This is a genomic window from Streptomyces sp. NPDC101194, assembly GCF_044767885.1.
GTDB lineage: Bacteria > Actinomycetota > Actinomycetes > Streptomycetales > Streptomycetaceae > Streptomyces.
In genome coordinates this window covers 107,925-123,643 of the sequence record NZ_JBIWOS010000005.1, presented here as the reverse complement: position 1 = coordinate 123,643, position 15,719 = coordinate 107,925, and the positions used below count along the sequence as shown (strand labels likewise).

Sequence of the window (15,719 nt, the reverse complement as noted above, 5' to 3'; positions counted from 1 at the left end):
GGCGGTGTGTGACGCACCGGGGCGATGACCGGCACGGACCGCGCGCGGCGGGGACCGCGGACCGGCTCAGAGATCGTTCGGGCCGGTGACGCTACGGAACGGCAGACCGAGCAGGTCGGCCGCGGCCCTGAGATCCTTGGCACGGTGACCGGTGCAGAGCGCCCAATGATGACCGATGCCGGTGGCGGACCAGACATCGGTCCACTCACCGGGGTCGAAGCCGAAGTCGACGCGGGAGGTGGTGTTGCCGATCTCCAACAGGGGCCCTGGGACGACTTCGCCCTCGGAGGCGACGAACGTGAAGGTGCCGTCGGCTTCCTGACCGATGCCGAACGTGGTGACGGGGCCGTGCTTGACATCGAACTCGACGCTGACGCCCCACCCGCGCTTGCCGTGGTAGACACCCAGCCCCCGCAGCAGCGGATCCTTGGCGCTGATCGCGAGGTGGGCGGGGCCGTCGTGGCCCATCTCGACGACGCGGTCGCGGAAGTTGAGGGCCTGGAGTTCGGTGAAGGAGCCGCCGGCGCCGATGGTGTCGGCGATCAGCATGGCCAGGCTGGTGCGCAGCTCGTACTCCCCGGCCATCGGGACGCCCCGGGCCGTCAGCAGCGACGCGCCGAGGATCATGCCTGCGCCGAGCCGTTCGTGGATCTCGCCCTCCAGCCCACGGTGGTAGTACGCCAGGCTGTCGAGTCCGAAGTCCTCGACGAGCCGGTCCAGTCCGACCGACACCCGGGCGGCCCAGGCGAGATCTTCCTCGTCGACGGAGTCGTCGAGGGTGAAGACCGTACGCGCCACCGCGACGCGCTCGACCGCTTCCTCGTCCGTCACGTCGGCGACGCGGACCCGCAGGTCGTCGAATTCGAGAACTTCGACATGCCCGCCGAACTGGGCCGAGACCAACGTCATGTCAGTGGAGACATCGAGCATCCCGGGATAGAGGTGGCCCATCAGCCCGTGCCGGCCGTGCCGCATCGCGCCCCGCACCTGCGCGGCGGAGATCCAGCGACGGATGCGACTCCATGCGTTCTCGTCGTGCAGATGGCCGGATACGGAGCGGAAGGGAATGCCGCTGCGCCGGAACACATTGGCGATCTCCGGCAACGGGCACTGTCCGCAGTAGGCCAGCCATTTCCCCGTGTCGGTGTCGGCGTGGTCCATCGCTTCGGTCGGCTGGAGGTCGATGACCAGTACCGGGGTGCGGGTGCGCTGGGCGATGGGAAGGACCATCGAGGCCGTGAGGTATGTCGTCAGGAACGTCACGACGATGTCGCAGTCGGCCCTGCGCAGCTGTTCAGCCGCGGTGGTGGCCTCCGGAGGGTCGGAGATGAAGCCTGCGTCGACGACCTCGCAACCCAGCTCCTCGAAGCGTCCGGTCACGAAGCGCGCGGATTCCCGCAACCGGTCGAGGAGGCCGGGGAACTGCGGCCAGTAGGCGCCGAGTCCACCGGAGACCAGACCGACTCGGGTGCGACGTCGCGCCGTGCGGGCGAGCACGCCGCCGAGCACGGTGGAAGAGACATCAGTCATGAGCTTCCTTCCTTCGTCGTCCATCGAGGGCCCGGGTGTCCTCGGAAGGGGCCTGGTTCGTTGCCCGGGTGTCCAGGACTCGGACGGGTGCCAGCCTTGCGGCAGCCCGGTCCCAGGCCCGCTGATCTCCCCGGGGGGTGTAATGGCGCAGTTCCTGGGTCCGCGCGACGAGTCGCCGCATGTCCATGAGGTCGCCCACCAGGCCATGGGCGCGCGCCTGCAGCAGGATGTTGCCGAGCGCCGTGGCCTCGGCGGGACCGGCCGTGACGGGCAGCCCGGTGGCATCGGCGGTCCACTGACACAACAGCGCGTTGCGCGAACCCCCGCCGACGAGATGGATCCGGGTCGGCTCTCTCCCTGCCAGCCCGGCTGCCTGACGCAGCGTCCTGCGATGAGCCAGCGCCAGGCTTTCCAGCACACATCGCACATACCCGCCAGGACTGTCGGGCGGCACCTGCCCGCTCCGCACGAGGTGGGCGTCGATCCGCGACGGCATGTCACCCGGGGCGAGGAACATCTCGTCGTCGGGGTCGATCACGGCGGCGAACGGTCTGGCACGGGCCGCTTCTGCGAGCAGTTCCGCCAGGGCCGGAGCTGTCCCCCGCCTGCCCCAGGCGCGACGGCACTCCTCAAGCAGCCACAGGCCCATGATGTTGCGGAGGTGACGGATGGTGCCGTCCACCCCACGCTCATTGGTGAAGTTCGCCGCCCTGGACTCCTCCGTCAGGACCGGAGCTGAAAGCTCCAGGCCGACCAACGACCATGTACCGCAGGACACATAGGCGAATCCGGGCTCGGTCGCGGGCACCGAGGCGACCGCCGACGCCGTGTCGTGCGAGGCGACGGTCGTCACCGGCGTACCGGCGGGAAGACCGGTGTACTCGGCAACGTGCGGCAGCAGTGTTCCCGCCGGCTCACCCGGCTCACGCAGCGCCGGAAACCAGGAACGCTCCAGACCGAGCCTGCCGATCAACGCATCGGACCAGGTCCCGGTGGACGCGTCCAACAGGCCGGTCGTCGAGGCGTTGGTGATCTCCGCGCCCAGTGTGCCGGTCAGCCAGTGCACCATGAGGTCGGGGATCAACAGCATCGTTCGTGCCGTACCCCACTGGGAACTCGCACGATGCGCCGCGAGCTGGAACACCGTGTTGAACGGCAGGTGCTGCAACCCGTTGACGGCATACAGCTCCGGCGCCCCGCATTCGGCCAGCACCTGCTCGACGGCCTTGCCGTTTCGGCTGTCGCGGTAGTGGAACGGCAACCCGACCAGCGCTCCGTCGGCGTCGAGCAGGCCGTAGTCGACCGCCCAGGTATCGATGCCGATCGAGGTGAGCGGTCCGCCACGCGCCGCCGTCCGCAGACCGTCCAGCATCCCCTGGTACAGGGCGAGTACGTCCCATCGCAGGCCGTCCGGCAGCCGTACCGGGACATTGGGGAAACGGAGTGCCTCGGTCAGCACGAGCTCGTCGGGCCCGGCCCGGCCGGTGATCACCCGACCGCTCGTGGCACCGAGGTCCACGGCCGCGAAGACCGTGCCGCGTCGTGGCGTCACAGGCATGGAGCTCTCATCCGGGTCGTCGGAGCGGGGAAGGTCATCGAAGGAACGCCGCGGCCACACCGGCGTCCACGGGGATGTGGAGGCCGGTCGTGTGGGTGAGGTGCCCGCCGGTCAGCGCGAAGACGGCGTTCGCGACGTGCTCCGGGAGCACCTCGCGCTTGAGGATGGTCCGTTGGGCGTAGAACTCACCGAGCTTCTCCTCCTCGATGCCGTACGTGGCCGCACGCTGGGCACCCCAGCCACCCGCGAAGATTCCGGATCCACGCACCACCCCGTCGGGGTTGACGCCGTTCACCCGGATCCCGTACTCGCCCAACTCGGCCGCCAGAAGCCGTACCTGGTGAGCCTGATCGGCCTTCGTCGCCGAGTAGGCGACGTTGTTCGGGCCGGCGAACACCGCATTCTTCGACGTGATGTAGACGATGTCGCCGCCGAGGTTCTGCTCCCGCATCACCCGCGCGGCCTCACGTGAGACGAGGAACGATCCGCGCGCCATGATGGTGTGCTGAAGGTCCCAGTCCCGGGCCGTGGTTTCGAGCAGCGGCTTCGAGATCGAGATGCCAGCGTTGTTCACGACCAGATCCACACCGCCGAAGGCCAGCACCGCGCTCTTGAACGCCTCGGCGATCTGCTCCTCGCTCGTCACGTCGACGGTCACCGCGACGGCCCTGTCCGGCCCGCCGAGCTCCTGTGCCACCGAGGCGGCGCTCCGTGTGTCGACATCGGCGACGACGACACACGCCCCTTCTGCGACCAGCCGGTGCGCGATGGCCTTGCCGATACCGGACCCCGCCCCCGTGACCAGTGCCACCCGGGTGGCCAGCGGCTTGGCCGCGGGCATCCGGCGCAGTTTGGCCTCCTCCAGTTCCCAGTACTCGATCCGGAACTTCTCGGACTCCTCGATCGGTGTGTACGTCGACACGGCCTCGGCGCCACGCATCACGTTGATGGCATTGAGGTAGAACTCCGCGGCGACCCGAGCGGTCTGTTTGTCCTTGCCGAAGGAGAACATGCCGACCCCGGGCACCAGCACGATCGCCGGGTCCGCGCCGCGCATCGCGGGGGAGGCGGGATCGGCATGACGCTCGTAGTACGCGCGATACGCCTCCCGGTACCGGTCGTGCAGTTCCTTGAGACGTGCCGCCGTCTTTGCCGGTGGGGCGTCCGCGGGCAGGTCGAGGACGAGTGGGCTGACCTTCGTCCGGAGGAAATGATCCGGGCACGACGTGCCGAGCGCGGCGAGTCGCGGGTGTTCGGTACGGGACAGGAAGTCCAGGACGGGCTCGGCGTCGGTGAAGTGGCCCACCTGCGGACGGTCTGTGGAAGCCAGAGAGCGGATCAGCGGTGCGAGCGCGGCGGCACGTTCGCGGCGCTCATCCGCGGCGAGAGGCTCCCGGCCCGCCCACACGGGCCCGAACGGCTCCGCCCGGCCACGCTCCCGAAGGAATGTCTCGGCTGTGCGGATCATCCAGAGAGCGTTGCGCTCACACTCGTCCGAGGTCTCGCCCCAGGCCGTGATGCCGTGGCCACCGAGGATCACACCGAGGGCCCGTGGGTTGGCCGCCCTGACCGCCGCGATGTCCAGGCCGAGCTGGAACCCGGGCCTGCGCCAGCCCACCCAGGCCACCTTGTCACCGAAACACTCCGCCGTGAGCTTCTCGCCGTCGGCCGAACACGCCAGCGCGATCCCGGAGTCCGGGTGCAGATGATCGACGTGCGCGGCATCGACCAGCGCATGCATCGCTGTGTCGATGGAGGGCGCGGCACCGCCCTTGCCGTGCAGGCAGTAGTCGAACGCGGACACCATCTCGTCCTCGCGCTCCACCCCTGGGTACACGGTCCTGAGGGCGCGGACCCGGTCCAGGCGCAGCACGGCGAGGCCTGCCTCGGTGAGCGTGCCGAGATCGCCACCGGACCCCTTGACCCACAGCAGCTCGGTCTCGCCGCCGGTGACGGGGTCGGTGCCGGTGGCCTTGACGGACGTGTTGCCCCCCGCGTAGTTGGTGTTGCGGGCGTCGGATCCGAGCCGATGGGCTCGCTCCAGGAGGGCGGCGACTTCGGGGTGCGTCGCGGGCGTCATGGGATTCCTTCGTGGTCGCAGTCGGACGGAACCGAGCGGACGGGTGTACGGGGGAGAGGGCTGGGGCTCAGGCGCCCCAGCCGGCCTGCACGCCACCGACCCGCGCGGCGGCGATGCGCTCCTGATTGCCCGAGGCGAGATATGCGGCGAACGGATCCCCGGCCAGGCCGAGCTCCTCACGTACCTCGGCGAGCAGCGGACGGACATCGGTGTTGTACGCGTCCATCAGGACGCCGTTCGCGGCCAGGACGTCGCCGGACCGCTGAGCGGTGCTCAGCGTGTCCGTGTCGATGAGCAAGGCCTTGGCGGTCGCTTCCTGCACATTGGCGACCGACCGGATCACGGCAGGGATCTTCGCCTCGATGTTGTGGCACTGATCGAGCATGAAGTTGACGTTCGCCTCGGGCTTCAGGCCGCCGTTCTTCACCACCTCGTGCATGATCCGGAACAACTGGAACGGGTCGGCGGCGCCGACCATCAGGTCGTCGTCGGCGTAGAACCGTGAGTTGAAGTCGAAGGCACCGAGTCTCCCCGCTCGCAGCAGGAAGGCCACGATGAACTCGATGTTGGTGCCCGGCGCGTGGTGTCCGGTGTCCACGACCACCTGAGCCTTGGGACCGAGGTCGAGGCAGTGCGCATACGCCGTGCCCCAGTCCGGCACGTCCGTCGTGTAGAACGCGGGCTCGAAGAGCTTGTACTCCAGGAGCATCCGCTGGTCGTCGGCCAGTCGCCCGTACACCTCGGCCAATGCCTCGGCGAGCCGGCCCTGACGGGCCACGATGTCGTCCTGCCCGGGATAGTTCGTGCCGTCGGAGAACCAGAGTTTGAGATCGGGGGAACCGGTCTCGTCCATGATGTCGACGCATTCGAGCAGATGATCGGTGGCCTTGCGGCGCACCTTCGGGTCGGGATGCGTGACCGACCCCAGCTTGTAGTCGTCGTCCTGGAAGACGTTGGAATTGATCGCACCGATCCGCAGCCCGAGATCGGCGGCGCGCCGGGTGAGTGCGGAGTAGTCCTCGACCTTGTCCCACGGGATGTGCAACGACACCTTCGGCGCCACGCCCGTGAACGCGTTCACCTGTGCGGCGTCCTCCAGCTTCTCGAACGGGTCGCGAGGCACTCCCGGCTGCGCGAACACCTTGAACCGCGTCCCGGAGTTTCCGTATCCCCACGACGGCGTCTCGATCACCTGGGACTTCAGGGCTGCCTTGGCGGCCGACACATCAGACATGAACACCTCGCAAGCGGAGTCATCCAGCGACCGTGGTCGTTCGGACAGTGTATGAATCGTTTCATCCGGACGTACGCTAGGTTTGCGGTCGGTCTTCAGTCAAGCCTCATGCACACAGTCGGGTGTGTCCCCCCGCTGGCCTCATGTCGACTTGAATCAATTCAGCGCGCGGTCGGCAGGTCCGGTGAGGAGTCGGCCGCGCGGCGGGTCCGGTCCGGGCCGATCGCGATCGATCGTGCTCGGGACGGCTCGGAGGGTGCCGGGTTCACCGACTCGATTCAGAGCATGGTGGCGCATCGGCGGGACGAGGTGAAGAGTGACGACGCGATGACGTCAGTACCGGCGGCCCCTGGAACATCGGCCGTTCTCGAGCCTCCGCCCCCCGCCCCGCGGACCGTCGGACGGGGCCGGCCCTGGCCGGTCCGCCCGGCGACGGAGGGCATCGCGACGGCGATGCCGTGCAGTGGCCTTGTTCGACGGGTGGGGTTCAGCGACCGCTGCCGGACATGCTCGGCTGAAGCGAGCGCACCAGATCGAAGAACCGGGATTCGTTGCCGCAGAGCCCCGCACGCTCCAGCGCGCCGTCGGCCTCCGCGATCGGCGAGGCGAGCAACGGCATGTACAGGGGACCTTCGTCAGGCTCCGCGAGCGCCGCCCGAGTGGCCTGCAGCAGTCGGACATACGCCTGGGCCGCGGCGAGTTCGTCATTGCGCATCTCAGCATCTCCCGGTCAGAGGTGTCGGACCCACCAGCATCCCCCATGGGTCTGACAATGCCGGCCCATGCGACGCGGTGCCGGGACACGCGGGCCGGCGTGATCCGAACGGCAGCCCTCAGTCAACGGTCGGTGGTCCGACACCTGCCGGTGGCTCGACCTCCAGAAACCTTCTTCGTCGTGGCCCGCGATACAGCAACACCGTCCAACCCAACTCCCGCAGCACAGCGGCGCACCGGGCCAACTCGCTCTCCTCCGCGTGGGCGGCCCCGCTACCGGGCGGGCCGAGCCATTCGATCCTGACGCCACCCGGCGACTCGCCGTGCTCCAGGCGATAGCCCGTCGCGATCCGCAGGCCTGACTCGTCAACGGCCGAGGCGGCCAGACCCGACGCCTCAAGGGCCAGGGCGATGGCCCGTATCGGCCGAAGGATCTCCCATCGCGCGGGGACGCTCTCCGGGCTGCCGAGCCCGGTGTTCGTCAGCCGCCGGATCTGCAGCATTCCCTCGAACGCCGTACGAACCGAAGCAGCCCGCCTCTCGTCCGGTACCGGGGCCGTCGGCCCGTCGCCGGTGGCCGGTTCGAAACCGGTCCCGTTCCCGCTGTCCATCAGCGCCCCTCCGCCCGTGCCGTACTGCTGCCAGTGTGCGTCGCCCCACTGACAGCGACTCCCGCACGGCCGGTCGGTCAACCCGAATCCGGCCGACTCTGCCGCACCCGCCGGCCCCCGGTCGAACCTGCGAAGTCCCTTCTGTCGGAGGGCGACGACCCGACGCCGCCGAGAAGTCCGCCATGATTGAGGATGCCGTGCGGGGCGAGTGCGGCCTTCACCGCGTGGTGCGTCCCCAGCACGGTGGAGTCCAGTCCTTCCTTCATGCCGTGCATCTTCGGCAGCCCCACGCGTGCCCGCCCGTCACGGCTGCACCGAGCGCGATCGCGTCATCGAGGATGTCCAAGAAGGCCGACCGGGCACGGGCGCGTTGCCGGGCCAGGCCTGCCGGATCCGTGAGCACGCGCCGGGCAGGGGCGTCGCCGACCGATGGAGTCCGCCACGTTCGTGGACACTCCCGGGAGAGATGTGGCACCCACCATGGTCGCGTGCATGGATTCCGGGCCGGTTCGGGCGCTGTGATCCCGGCAGGACCTTCCGGTCACAGAGCTACACGGGGGCGAAGCCCCGCCGATAGTGATCGCGCAGAACGGCCCGGCGATGCGGGTCGGACAGTTGCTCGTCCGCCCAGAGGAAGAAATTGTCCGCGAGGGTGTCGGTCCAGTCGTAGGCCGGATCGTACGGGCCGGTGTCCGGTGGTGGCAGCCGTGCCTGCCACGTCGGACCGGACGGATGGTCGACAGTGACGACGCGGGTGCCGTCCGGTCGCTGCACGTGCCGGACGGTCACCTGTTCACCGTCCCAACGACGTTCACCGAACTGGAGCCACAGAGCCGCATCGTCCGCGTACAGAGCGGCGAAGGTGCCGGTGCCGTGCGGCAGGACATGGACGAAGCCATGACAGCGGCCGGAGGCGGGGACGAGCAGCCCGGAGGCCGGGTCCAGTGCCCACACGAGGCCATGACGGTCGTAGTCCTGCAGCACTGTCGTGGACATCAGTGACGCGGCTCCAGGCCGAGCTCCTCGTCGATCGCCGCGTTGCTGCGGGTCGCCGCGTCGATGACCGCCGCCCAGCTGCCGTACTTGGCGAACTGCTGGTCGGCCGTCGGGCCCAGCGGGTTGCCGTACTTCGCCATGTTGCGCGCCTCGAGAGCCTTCACGGCCTCCGGAGACATACCCGCGCGGGTGATGTCCTTGGCCTCGTTGCGCATGGCGACCAGTACGCGAGCGATCTCCTCGTCGGAACGGCCCGCGGCGCGCATCCGGTCCTCCACCCGCTCCATGGAGTCGAGCAACTCGTGGTAGCGGATCCGGATCTCGCGTGCCTGTGCCCATTGTTCCGGGGTCATCTCCCGGATCGAGCAGACGACCGGATCGCTGCTGGTGCACGGCGAAGCCGGATGGGACACGACCGAGTGCACGACACCGGCCGACGGCGAGGAGGCCGGGCCGGCCAGAGCCGTCCCCGGGGTGAGCAACGCACTGCCCGCGAGCGTGAGCAGCGGAAGGAGAAGAGTGACGACCAGTCTGCGCAGGAGCGAACCCGGGCGGGACGTCGAAGGGGACGAGGAGCCGGACAGCGCACGTACAGGCATGAAGAGGCGCTCTTTTCGCCGAAGTGACAGGGCGAGAAGGACGCTACGGGCGCCGGAGCACCCGGGAGCGATCATGAAATCGGCGCGTACGGGTGACAGATCCCGCTAGGGTTGACCGTCCGGCCGTTCCATACCCCATCCCTAGCCCGGAGGATCCACGCACCGTGCCCGACCATGTCCAAGGCCCCGGCGCCGGTCGCACCGACCATGACGCACTTCGCGCCGACTGTGCGAATTGCTTCGGCCTGTGCTGCGTCGCGCTGACCCTGACGCGGTCCGCGGACTTCGCGATCAACAAGGATGCCGGAAAGCCCTGCCACAACCTGCGGGAGGACTTCCGCTGCGGCATTCACACCGAACTGAGGACCCAGGGCTTCCAGGGCTGCACCGTCTACGACTGTTTCGGAGCCGGTCAGAGGGTCTCCGCGGAGACCTTCGGCGGGCAGGACTGGCGTCGGGCCCCTGGGACCGCTCAGCAGATGTTCCAGGTGTTCCCCGTCATGCGACAGCTCCACGAGCTCCTCTGGTACCTGACGGAAGCGCTGTCCCTGGAATCAGCACGGTCCCTCCACGGGGAGATCCGTCGCAGCCTCGACGAGACGGAGCGCCTCACCCACCTCCCGGCGGACGCGTTCACGGAGTTGGACGTGGCAGCCCACCGTGACGACGTCGCCGGCCTCCTGCTCCGTACCAGCACACTCGTCCGAGCCACGGCGTCCCGAAGGAAGAAGCGCGACCATCGCGGCGCCGACCTCATCGGTGCCAGGCTCAAGGGTGCCGATCTCCGGGGCGCCGATCTGCGTGGTGCGTATCTCATCGCGGCGGACCTCACGGGTGCCGATCTGCGTCTGGCCGATCTGATCGGGGCCGACTTCAGGGATGCCGACCTGTCCGGCGCCGACCTCACCGGAAGCCTCTTTCTCACGCAGGCCCAGCTCAACGCGGCCAGGGGTGACGAGGCGACGAGGCTCCCGCCGTCGCTGAGCCGACCCACGCACTGGAAGCGGTGATTCCGCAGCCGGACGACGTCATCGGGCGCCCGGACGCCGTCCGCGCCGCACCCGGGGGAGCCGGCCTCGGCGGCGGGGCACCACCGGGGCCCGTGGTTCGTTGCACAGTGCGGCGTACCCGGAACGCCTTCGACGACCGGACCGAGGAGCCCCGCACATGTCCAGCAGTACCGACCTCAGCCGCACGGAGCGCGATCGTGCCGATGGGAGCCGCACCCACCTGATCGAGCGGCTGATGGAGCAGTTCCCGCACGTGCCCCGGGAAGCCGTCATCAAGGAAGACCTGCTGCGCGGCGGCGTCGCGTTCGACGAGTCCGCGCTCAGCGACAACGAGAGCGGCGAGATCAAGCCGAAGTCATACTTCATCTTCTCGTTCGACCACGGAACCCTCCCCGAGCTGGGCGCTGCCGCGCTCCGGCGTCCGCCGGAGGAGATCGTGCTCACCGGAGGCCCGTACGAACTGCGCAGGACCGTGGTGTCGGTGCGGGTCAATCCGGCGTCCCCGTACCGCGTCGCCGCCGATGACGACGGCGTGCTCGGGCTCTACCTCGACGGTCGGCGGATCTCCGACGTCGGCCTGCCGCCGATGCCGGACTACTACCGGCACACCCTGGAGAACGGCAAGTCCGTGATGGAGGTCGCGCCCACCATCCAGTGGGGCTACCTCGTCTATCTGACGGTCTTCCGGGTCTGCCAGTACTTCGGGGCGAAGGAGGAGTGCCAGTACTGCGACATCAACCACAACTGGCGCCAGCACAAAGCTGCGGGACGCCCCTACACCGGTGTGAAGCCGGTGGAGGAGGTCCTGGAGGCACTGGCCATCATCGACAAGTACGACACCGCGAAGGCATCCACCGCCTACACCCTCACCGGCGGTGCCATCACCTCCCACATCGGCGGACGTGACGAGGCCGATTTCTACGGGCAGTACGCCAAGGCCATCGAGGAGCGTTTCCCCGGTCGCTGGATCGGGAAGGTCGTCGCCCAGGCCCTGCCCAAGGCCGACGTGCAGCGCTTCCACGACTACGGCGTCCAGATCTACCACCCCAACTACGAGGTGTGGGACCGTCGGCTCTTCGAGCTCTACTGCCCCGGCAAGGAGCGATACGTGGGCCGCGACGAGTGGCACCGTCGAATCCTGGACTCCGCGGAGGTCTTCGGCCCCCGCAATGTCATCCCCAACTTCGTCGCGGGCGTGGAGATGGCCGAACCCTTCGGCTTCACGACGGTGAAGGAAGCCATCGAATCGACCACCGAAGGCCTGCGGTTCTTCATGTCGCACGGCATCACCCCGCGCTTCACCACCTGGTGCCCGGAACCCACCACCCCGCTCGGCAGGACCAATCCGGACGGAGCGCCGCTGGAGTACCACATCCGCCTGCTCGACGCCTACCGCGCGACCATGGAGGAGTACGGCCTCACTTCGCCCCCCGGCTACGGGCCGCCCGGGCCCGGACGCGCGGTCTTCTCCGTGAGTTCCTTCATGGACAGTCTTCCGCCCCGGCCGGACGACGATCAGTAGCAACGGGCCCGTCTCCGGAGCAGTCCGGGCTTCGGAGACGGGCCGGGCTGTTCTGTCGCGTCCGTCAGGGTGCCGTCCGGGCACGGGGTGCCCCCGTCGACCGGCGACTCGCCGTCACATCAGGCGCGCCACTCCGCCGTGCGCTCCGGGGACGCTGCGGCGAGGGCCTTGGCCACGGCCTCGGCGTCGCCCTGGTGTCCGTAGACGGGCGTGCCGGGCTGCTGATGCCAGGACTCGTCGAGGCTGCCCGCGTCCACGGTGTCGAAGCCCAGTTCGTCGATGAGGTCGCGCACGACCTGCTTGGCCGCCGCGTCGTCGCCGGCCACCGGCAACGCCTGACGACCCGGGCTGCCCTTCGGGCGGCCGTTGTCCAGGATGTCCTGTGCGTACGTCCCGTTGAATGCCTTGATCACCGGGTGGCCGATCTGCTGCTCGGTCCAGCGGCTTTCCGGCAGCCCGTCCTCGATCGCGCCGATGCGGCCGTCGCGCTGCTGCGGGTAGTAGTTACCGGTGTCGATGACCACGGCCCCCTCCGCCGCCCCGTCCAGGAACCCTGAGGGCAGAAGGGGGACGGCCTTGAGGGGGACGGTGACGACGACGACCTGCGCCCCCCGGGCAGCCTCCGCGGCGGTGACCGGGGTGGCTCCGGTTTCTCGGGCGAGCGCGGCCAGCGTCTGCGGACCGCGCGAGTTGGCGACGGAAACGTCATGGCCGAGCGCGGTCAGGCGACGGGTGAGGTTGCCGCCGATGTTGCCCGCTCCGATGATGCCGATCTTCATGGATCCGACCTTCCGATGGTGCGTGCGGTACGTGGTGAGCTCTCGCCGCTTCACCAACCACCCTCCGCCGGTCCCTATTCCGGGTATTGGCAAAACGATTCGCTCCTTCACCGGAAGGATGGGATCGGGTGACTGCGGGCACCTACAGGAAGACAACCGGAATCACCGTGCCCATGTGGAGGGGGTGCCCGTGCTGCATGGCATCGATGTCAGCTCGTATCAGTCGTCCTTCGACACGGACGGACTGGACTTCGTCCTCATCAAAGCCACCGAGGGGCGTTCGTACATCAATCCGCATCTGAGCTCACAGGCCAAGCGCGCCAGGGACGCGGAGTGCGTGGTCGGCTTCTACCACTTTCTCTGGCCGGGCAACATCACGGCTCAGGCGGAGTATTTTCTGAGCAAGGCCCCGGAGAAGGAGGGGGATCTGCTCGCCGTCGACTGGGAGGAGAACGGCGAGGGCACACGGGCGAGCAATGACGAAAAGGACCGGTTCATCCGAGAGGTGAAGCGGTTGCGTCCTCATCACAAGGTTCTGCTGTACTGCAACCGCTACTTCTGGCTGAATCACGATACGACGTCGTATGCCGGGGACGGCCTGTGGATAGCCGATTACACGGCTGCGGGAAAGCCCAGGATCAAGGCGTCCTGGCGCATTCACCAGTACACCGACCAGCCGCTCGACAAGGATGTCGCCGACTTCTCCTCACGGACCGCCATGCGTGACTGGGCTCGCGGGTAGCGGCACGCGCGGGCTGCGAGGCCCGCGCGTGCATCGGTGATCGGATGCTCGGCGCCGAACGCCGGTCCCCGACGAGGGGCCGGGCGCGGGGGAGTGGGACGAGAGCGGACCGGAGAAGCGGAAACCATTCATCCGGAATAGCCTGTTCCGAGGCTTCTGTCACCTTCATGCTCTCGGGTGGTGGCCGATCAGCCGGACGTGCCCGATCTGCCTGATCGAAGCGGAGGAGTGCCCATGAAAGCCGCCGTTGTCCGCAGTTTCACAGAGCCGCTGGTGGTCGAGGAGAGGCCCGTGCCGTCGCCCGCGGGCCACCAGGTGCTGGTGCGGATGGAGGCCTCCGGGTTGTGCCACACGGACATTCACGCGGCGCGGGGCGACTGGCCGGTCAAGCCCGACCCGCCGTTCGTACCGGGGCACGAGGGCATCGGTGTCGTCGAAGCGATCGGTGCGCAGGTCTCCCATCTCGCGGTGGGGGACAGGGTGGCCATCCCTTGGCTCTCAGAGGCGTGCGGGCGCTGCGACCACTGCGTCTCCGGCTGGGAGACGCTCTGTCCGAAGCAGCGGAACAGTGGCTACTCCGTGGACGGCAGTCATGCCGAGTACGCGCTGGCGCACGGGACATATGTGGTGCCGGTCCCCGACGGCGTCGACCCGTTGGACGCGGCGGCGCTGACCTGTGCGGGCGTCACCACGTACAAGGCCGTGAAACTGTCCGGCGCCCGCCCGGGGACGCGCGCGCTCATCTCGGGCATCGGCGGCCTGGGGCATCTTGCCCTGCAGTACGCGCGCATCTTCGGGGCCGAGACGATCGCTGTCGACGTCACCGACGAGAAGCTGGCGCTTGCCCGAGAACTGGGCGCCGACCACGTCATCGATGCCCGGGTCCAGGACGTTGCGGAGGAGACGCAGTGGCTGGGTGGGGCGGACGCGGCCATCTCGCTGGCAGTGAGCAACGAGTCGTTCGGTGCCGCGTACGGTGCGCTGCGCAGGGGAGGCACGCTCGTACTGGTGGCGCTGCCCGCCGAAGGCAAGCTGGAACTGCCCGTCTTCGACACGGTGCTGAACGGTACGAAGGTGATCGGTTCGATCGTCGGAACCCGTGAGGATCTCGCCGAGGTGTTCCAGCTGCACCGGCTCGGTCGTACACGTGTGGTCCGCGAGAGCCGAATGCTCGAGGACGTCAACGCGGCGATCGACGAGGTGCTGACAGGCAAGGTTCCGGGGCGTCTCGTCTTCGACCTGCGCTGACCCTGCCGCGCGCGGTGGAGCACGTCGGCGCGCCTCCGTCCCGTCTGCCGGGTTCCGGCAGGGTGTGGGACGGCTGTCACCCGGGTGCGCGTCGCCAGTACGGCTGCAACCCTGCGATGCCGCCCTCCAGGAGGGGGCGGCATCGCGACGTGGAAGCGGAGCCGCCCGGCGGACTCGTCGACCGGCAGACGCGAGCGCGAAGCGTCCGCGATCCCATCGGATCAGTGGGTGATCACCTATCATTGGTCGGGGCCTAAGATGTCGTCGATGAGCGAGACCCCGCCCAGCCTCCTGGGACTCACGACCTATTTGTTGTCCAGGACGGGCAAGGCTGCGCGTCGCAGGCTGGCGTCGCGGCTGGCCGAGCGTGATCTGAAGCTCTGGCACATGGCGGTGCTGTCGGCGCTGGTCGATTTCGGCCCCCATGTCCAGCGGGAACTGGCGGAACGTCTGGGGATCGACCGGAGCGACATGGTGAAGATCGTGGACGATCTGGCACTCGTCGGATTCGTGGACCGGGCTCGTGACATCACGGACCGTCGTCGTGTCACCGTCACGCCCACCCCGGCCGGCCGGGAGGCGCTCGCGGAACTGCAGGGCGAGGCCCTGGCTGTCCAGCGGGACCTGCTCGCTCCCCTGACCGGCAAGGAACAGGTCCAACTGGCGGCGTTGCTGAGGCGAGTCCACGCCCATGTCCATGAATTGCCCGAAGGGGCGAGACCTGGTCGTTGAGCGATTCCCGGGTCGGTGCGAGTGGTCCCGGGTGACCGCTGCCGCGCTCGGTCGCCTCGTGGCCGTGCGATCGGGCACGGGATCGACTCCCTCGTTCCGCAGGCCGTCGCCGCGACCCCTGTCGAGTGTGCCGGCGTGAGGCGCACCGGGATGTGTGCGCTCGGTGGCGGCGGCCGTTGTGCCGGGTGTGTGCGGGCCTGACGAGAGATCGAATTGCCCGACGCCGGGGCCGGTTCAGGGACGCCCCGTGCCCCGCGCGCGACCCGGGTTGGTCCGGAGCGTGCATTGGCATGGACCTGATGAGATTGCTGGGCTACAGTCCGTTGCGGCACAGTCTGAGAGCGCTCTCAGCTGAGACCTCTCG

At 68.7% G+C, this 15,719-nt stretch carries 15 protein-coding genes; 5 read left to right on the top strand and 10 right to left on the bottom strand.

Features of this window, described 5'->3' with window-relative positions:
* Positions 1-66: 66 nt before the first annotated feature.
* The 9 genes from ACIRP2_RS20475 to ACIRP2_RS20435 form a co-directional block, all read right to left on the bottom strand.
* Positions 67-1,530, bottom strand: a complete 1,464-nt coding sequence (locus ACIRP2_RS20475) for an arabinose isomerase (protein ID WP_404252179.1) — start codon at positions 1,528-1,530, stop codon at positions 67-69.
* Positions 1,523-3,088 (bottom strand): rhamnulokinase family protein, encoded by a 1,566-nt coding sequence (locus ACIRP2_RS20470; protein ID WP_404252177.1) that lies wholly within the window; start codon positions 3,086-3,088, stop codon positions 1,523-1,525. Before ACIRP2_RS20470 ends, ACIRP2_RS20475 begins: the two co-directional genes overlap by 8 nt.
* A gap of 34 nt (positions 3,089-3,122) precedes the next feature.
* On the bottom strand, positions 3,123-5,168 hold the full coding sequence (locus ACIRP2_RS20465) for a bifunctional aldolase/short-chain dehydrogenase (RefSeq protein ID WP_404252175.1): 2,046 nt from the start codon (positions 5,166-5,168) through the stop codon (positions 3,123-3,125).
* Positions 5,169-5,235: 67 nt separating this feature from the next.
* A complete protein-coding gene (rhaI, locus tag ACIRP2_RS20460) occupies positions 5,236-6,402 on the bottom strand; it encodes an L-rhamnose isomerase (RefSeq protein WP_404252173.1) in 1,167 nt (388 codons plus the stop codon).
* Positions 6,403-6,889: 487 nt separating this feature from the next.
* Positions 6,890-7,117, bottom strand: a complete 228-nt coding sequence (locus ACIRP2_RS20455; protein WP_404252171.1) for a hypothetical protein — start codon at positions 7,115-7,117, stop codon at positions 6,890-6,892.
* A gap of 118 nt (positions 7,118-7,235) precedes the next feature.
* Positions 7,236-7,727 carry a hypothetical protein gene (locus ACIRP2_RS20450; protein WP_404252169.1) on the bottom strand — a complete coding sequence of 164 codons (492 nt, stop codon included), beginning with the start codon at positions 7,725-7,727 and terminating at the stop codon, positions 7,236-7,238.
* Between the two features lie 77 nt (positions 7,728-7,804).
* Positions 7,805-7,993: a hypothetical protein gene (locus tag ACIRP2_RS20445; RefSeq protein WP_404252167.1), complete on the bottom strand. Its 189-nt coding sequence runs from the start codon at positions 7,991-7,993 to the stop codon at positions 7,805-7,807.
* A 283-nt stretch (positions 7,994-8,276) separates the two neighbouring features.
* A complete protein-coding gene (locus ACIRP2_RS20440) occupies positions 8,277-8,723 on the bottom strand; it encodes a hypothetical protein (RefSeq protein WP_404252165.1) in 447 nt (148 codons plus the stop codon).
* Positions 8,723-9,322, bottom strand: a complete 600-nt coding sequence (locus ACIRP2_RS20435; RefSeq protein WP_404252163.1) for a hypothetical protein — start codon at positions 9,320-9,322, stop codon at positions 8,723-8,725. Before ACIRP2_RS20435 ends, ACIRP2_RS20440 begins: the two co-directional genes overlap by 1 nt.
* Positions 9,323-9,486: 164 nt before the next feature.
* On the opposite strand from ACIRP2_RS20435, the gene ACIRP2_RS20430 reads away from it, so the two are divergent.
* Both ACIRP2_RS20430 and ACIRP2_RS20425 read left to right on the top strand, forming a co-directional pair.
* Positions 9,487-10,332 (top strand): pentapeptide repeat-containing protein, encoded by an 846-nt coding sequence (locus ACIRP2_RS20430; RefSeq protein ID WP_404252161.1) that lies wholly within the window; start codon positions 9,487-9,489, stop codon positions 10,330-10,332.
* 157 nt (positions 10,333-10,489) lie between these two features.
* Positions 10,490-11,854, top strand: coding sequence for a radical SAM protein (locus tag ACIRP2_RS20425; protein ID WP_404252159.1), 1,365 nt, complete (start codon positions 10,490-10,492; stop codon positions 11,852-11,854).
* 119 nt (positions 11,855-11,973) lie between these two features.
* Here the strand turns inward: ACIRP2_RS20425 and ACIRP2_RS20420 are convergent, their stop codons facing one another.
* The gene (locus tag ACIRP2_RS20420) at positions 11,974-12,687 is read right to left on the bottom strand and encodes an NADPH-dependent F420 reductase (RefSeq protein ID WP_404252875.1); all 714 of its coding nucleotides are present in this window, start codon (positions 12,685-12,687) and stop codon (positions 11,974-11,976) included.
* A 136-nt stretch (positions 12,688-12,823) separates the two neighbouring features.
* Between ACIRP2_RS20420 and ACIRP2_RS20415 the strand changes: the two genes are divergently transcribed.
* The 3 genes from ACIRP2_RS20415 (at position 12,824) to ACIRP2_RS20405 (ending at position 15,355) form a co-directional block, all read left to right on the top strand.
* The gene (locus tag ACIRP2_RS20415; RefSeq protein ID WP_404252157.1) at positions 12,824-13,375 is read left to right on the top strand and encodes a glycoside hydrolase family 25 protein; all 552 of its coding nucleotides are present in this window, start codon (positions 12,824-12,826) and stop codon (positions 13,373-13,375) included.
* A 234-nt stretch (positions 13,376-13,609) separates the two neighbouring features.
* A complete protein-coding gene (gene adhP / locus ACIRP2_RS20410) occupies positions 13,610-14,623 on the top strand; it encodes an alcohol dehydrogenase AdhP (protein ID WP_404252155.1) in 1,014 nt (337 codons plus the stop codon).
* Between the two features lie 267 nt (positions 14,624-14,890).
* Positions 14,891-15,355 carry a MarR family winged helix-turn-helix transcriptional regulator gene (locus tag ACIRP2_RS20405; protein WP_404252153.1) on the top strand — a complete coding sequence of 155 codons (465 nt, stop codon included), beginning with the start codon at positions 14,891-14,893 and terminating at the stop codon, positions 15,353-15,355.
* The last annotated feature ends 364 nt before the right edge of the window (positions 15,356-15,719 follow it).

What these genes read in the sequence shown, in the direction of transcription:
- ACIRP2_RS20405 (WP_404252153.1), top strand. Translation starts at nt 14,891, where the DNA reads ATGAGCGAGACCCCGCCCAGCCTCCTGGGACTCACGACCTATTTGTTG.
- rhaI (WP_404252173.1), bottom strand. Translation starts at nt 6,402, where the DNA reads ATGTCTGATGTGTCGGCCGCCAAGGCAGCCCTGAAGTCCCAGGTGATC.
- ACIRP2_RS20450 (WP_404252169.1), bottom strand. Translation starts at nt 7,727, where the DNA reads ATGGACAGCGGGAACGGGACCGGTTTCGAACCGGCCACCGGCGACGGG.
- ACIRP2_RS20470 (WP_404252177.1), bottom strand. Translation starts at nt 3,088, where the DNA reads ATGCCTGTGACGCCACGACGCGGCACGGTCTTCGCGGCCGTGGACCTC.
- ACIRP2_RS20435 (WP_404252163.1), bottom strand. Translation starts at nt 9,322, where the DNA reads ATGCCTGTACGTGCGCTGTCCGGCTCCTCGTCCCCTTCGACGTCCCGC.
- ACIRP2_RS20475 (WP_404252179.1), bottom strand. Translation starts at nt 1,530, where the DNA reads ATGACTGATGTCTCTTCCACCGTGCTCGGCGGCGTGCTCGCCCGCACG.
- ACIRP2_RS20425 (WP_404252159.1), top strand. Translation starts at nt 10,490, where the DNA reads ATGTCCAGCAGTACCGACCTCAGCCGCACGGAGCGCGATCGTGCCGAT.
- adhP (WP_404252155.1), top strand. Translation starts at nt 13,610, where the DNA reads ATGAAAGCCGCCGTTGTCCGCAGTTTCACAGAGCCGCTGGTGGTCGAG.
- ACIRP2_RS20465 (WP_404252175.1), bottom strand. Translation starts at nt 5,168, where the DNA reads ATGACGCCCGCGACGCACCCCGAAGTCGCCGCCCTCCTGGAGCGAGCC.
- ACIRP2_RS20455 (WP_404252171.1), bottom strand. Translation starts at nt 7,117, where the DNA reads ATGCGCAATGACGAACTCGCCGCGGCCCAGGCGTATGTCCGACTGCTG.
- ACIRP2_RS20445 (WP_404252167.1), bottom strand. Translation starts at nt 7,993, where the DNA reads ATGAAGGAAGGACTGGACTCCACCGTGCTGGGGACGCACCACGCGGTG.
- ACIRP2_RS20440 (WP_404252165.1), bottom strand. Translation starts at nt 8,723, where the DNA reads ATGTCCACGACAGTGCTGCAGGACTACGACCGTCATGGCCTCGTGTGG.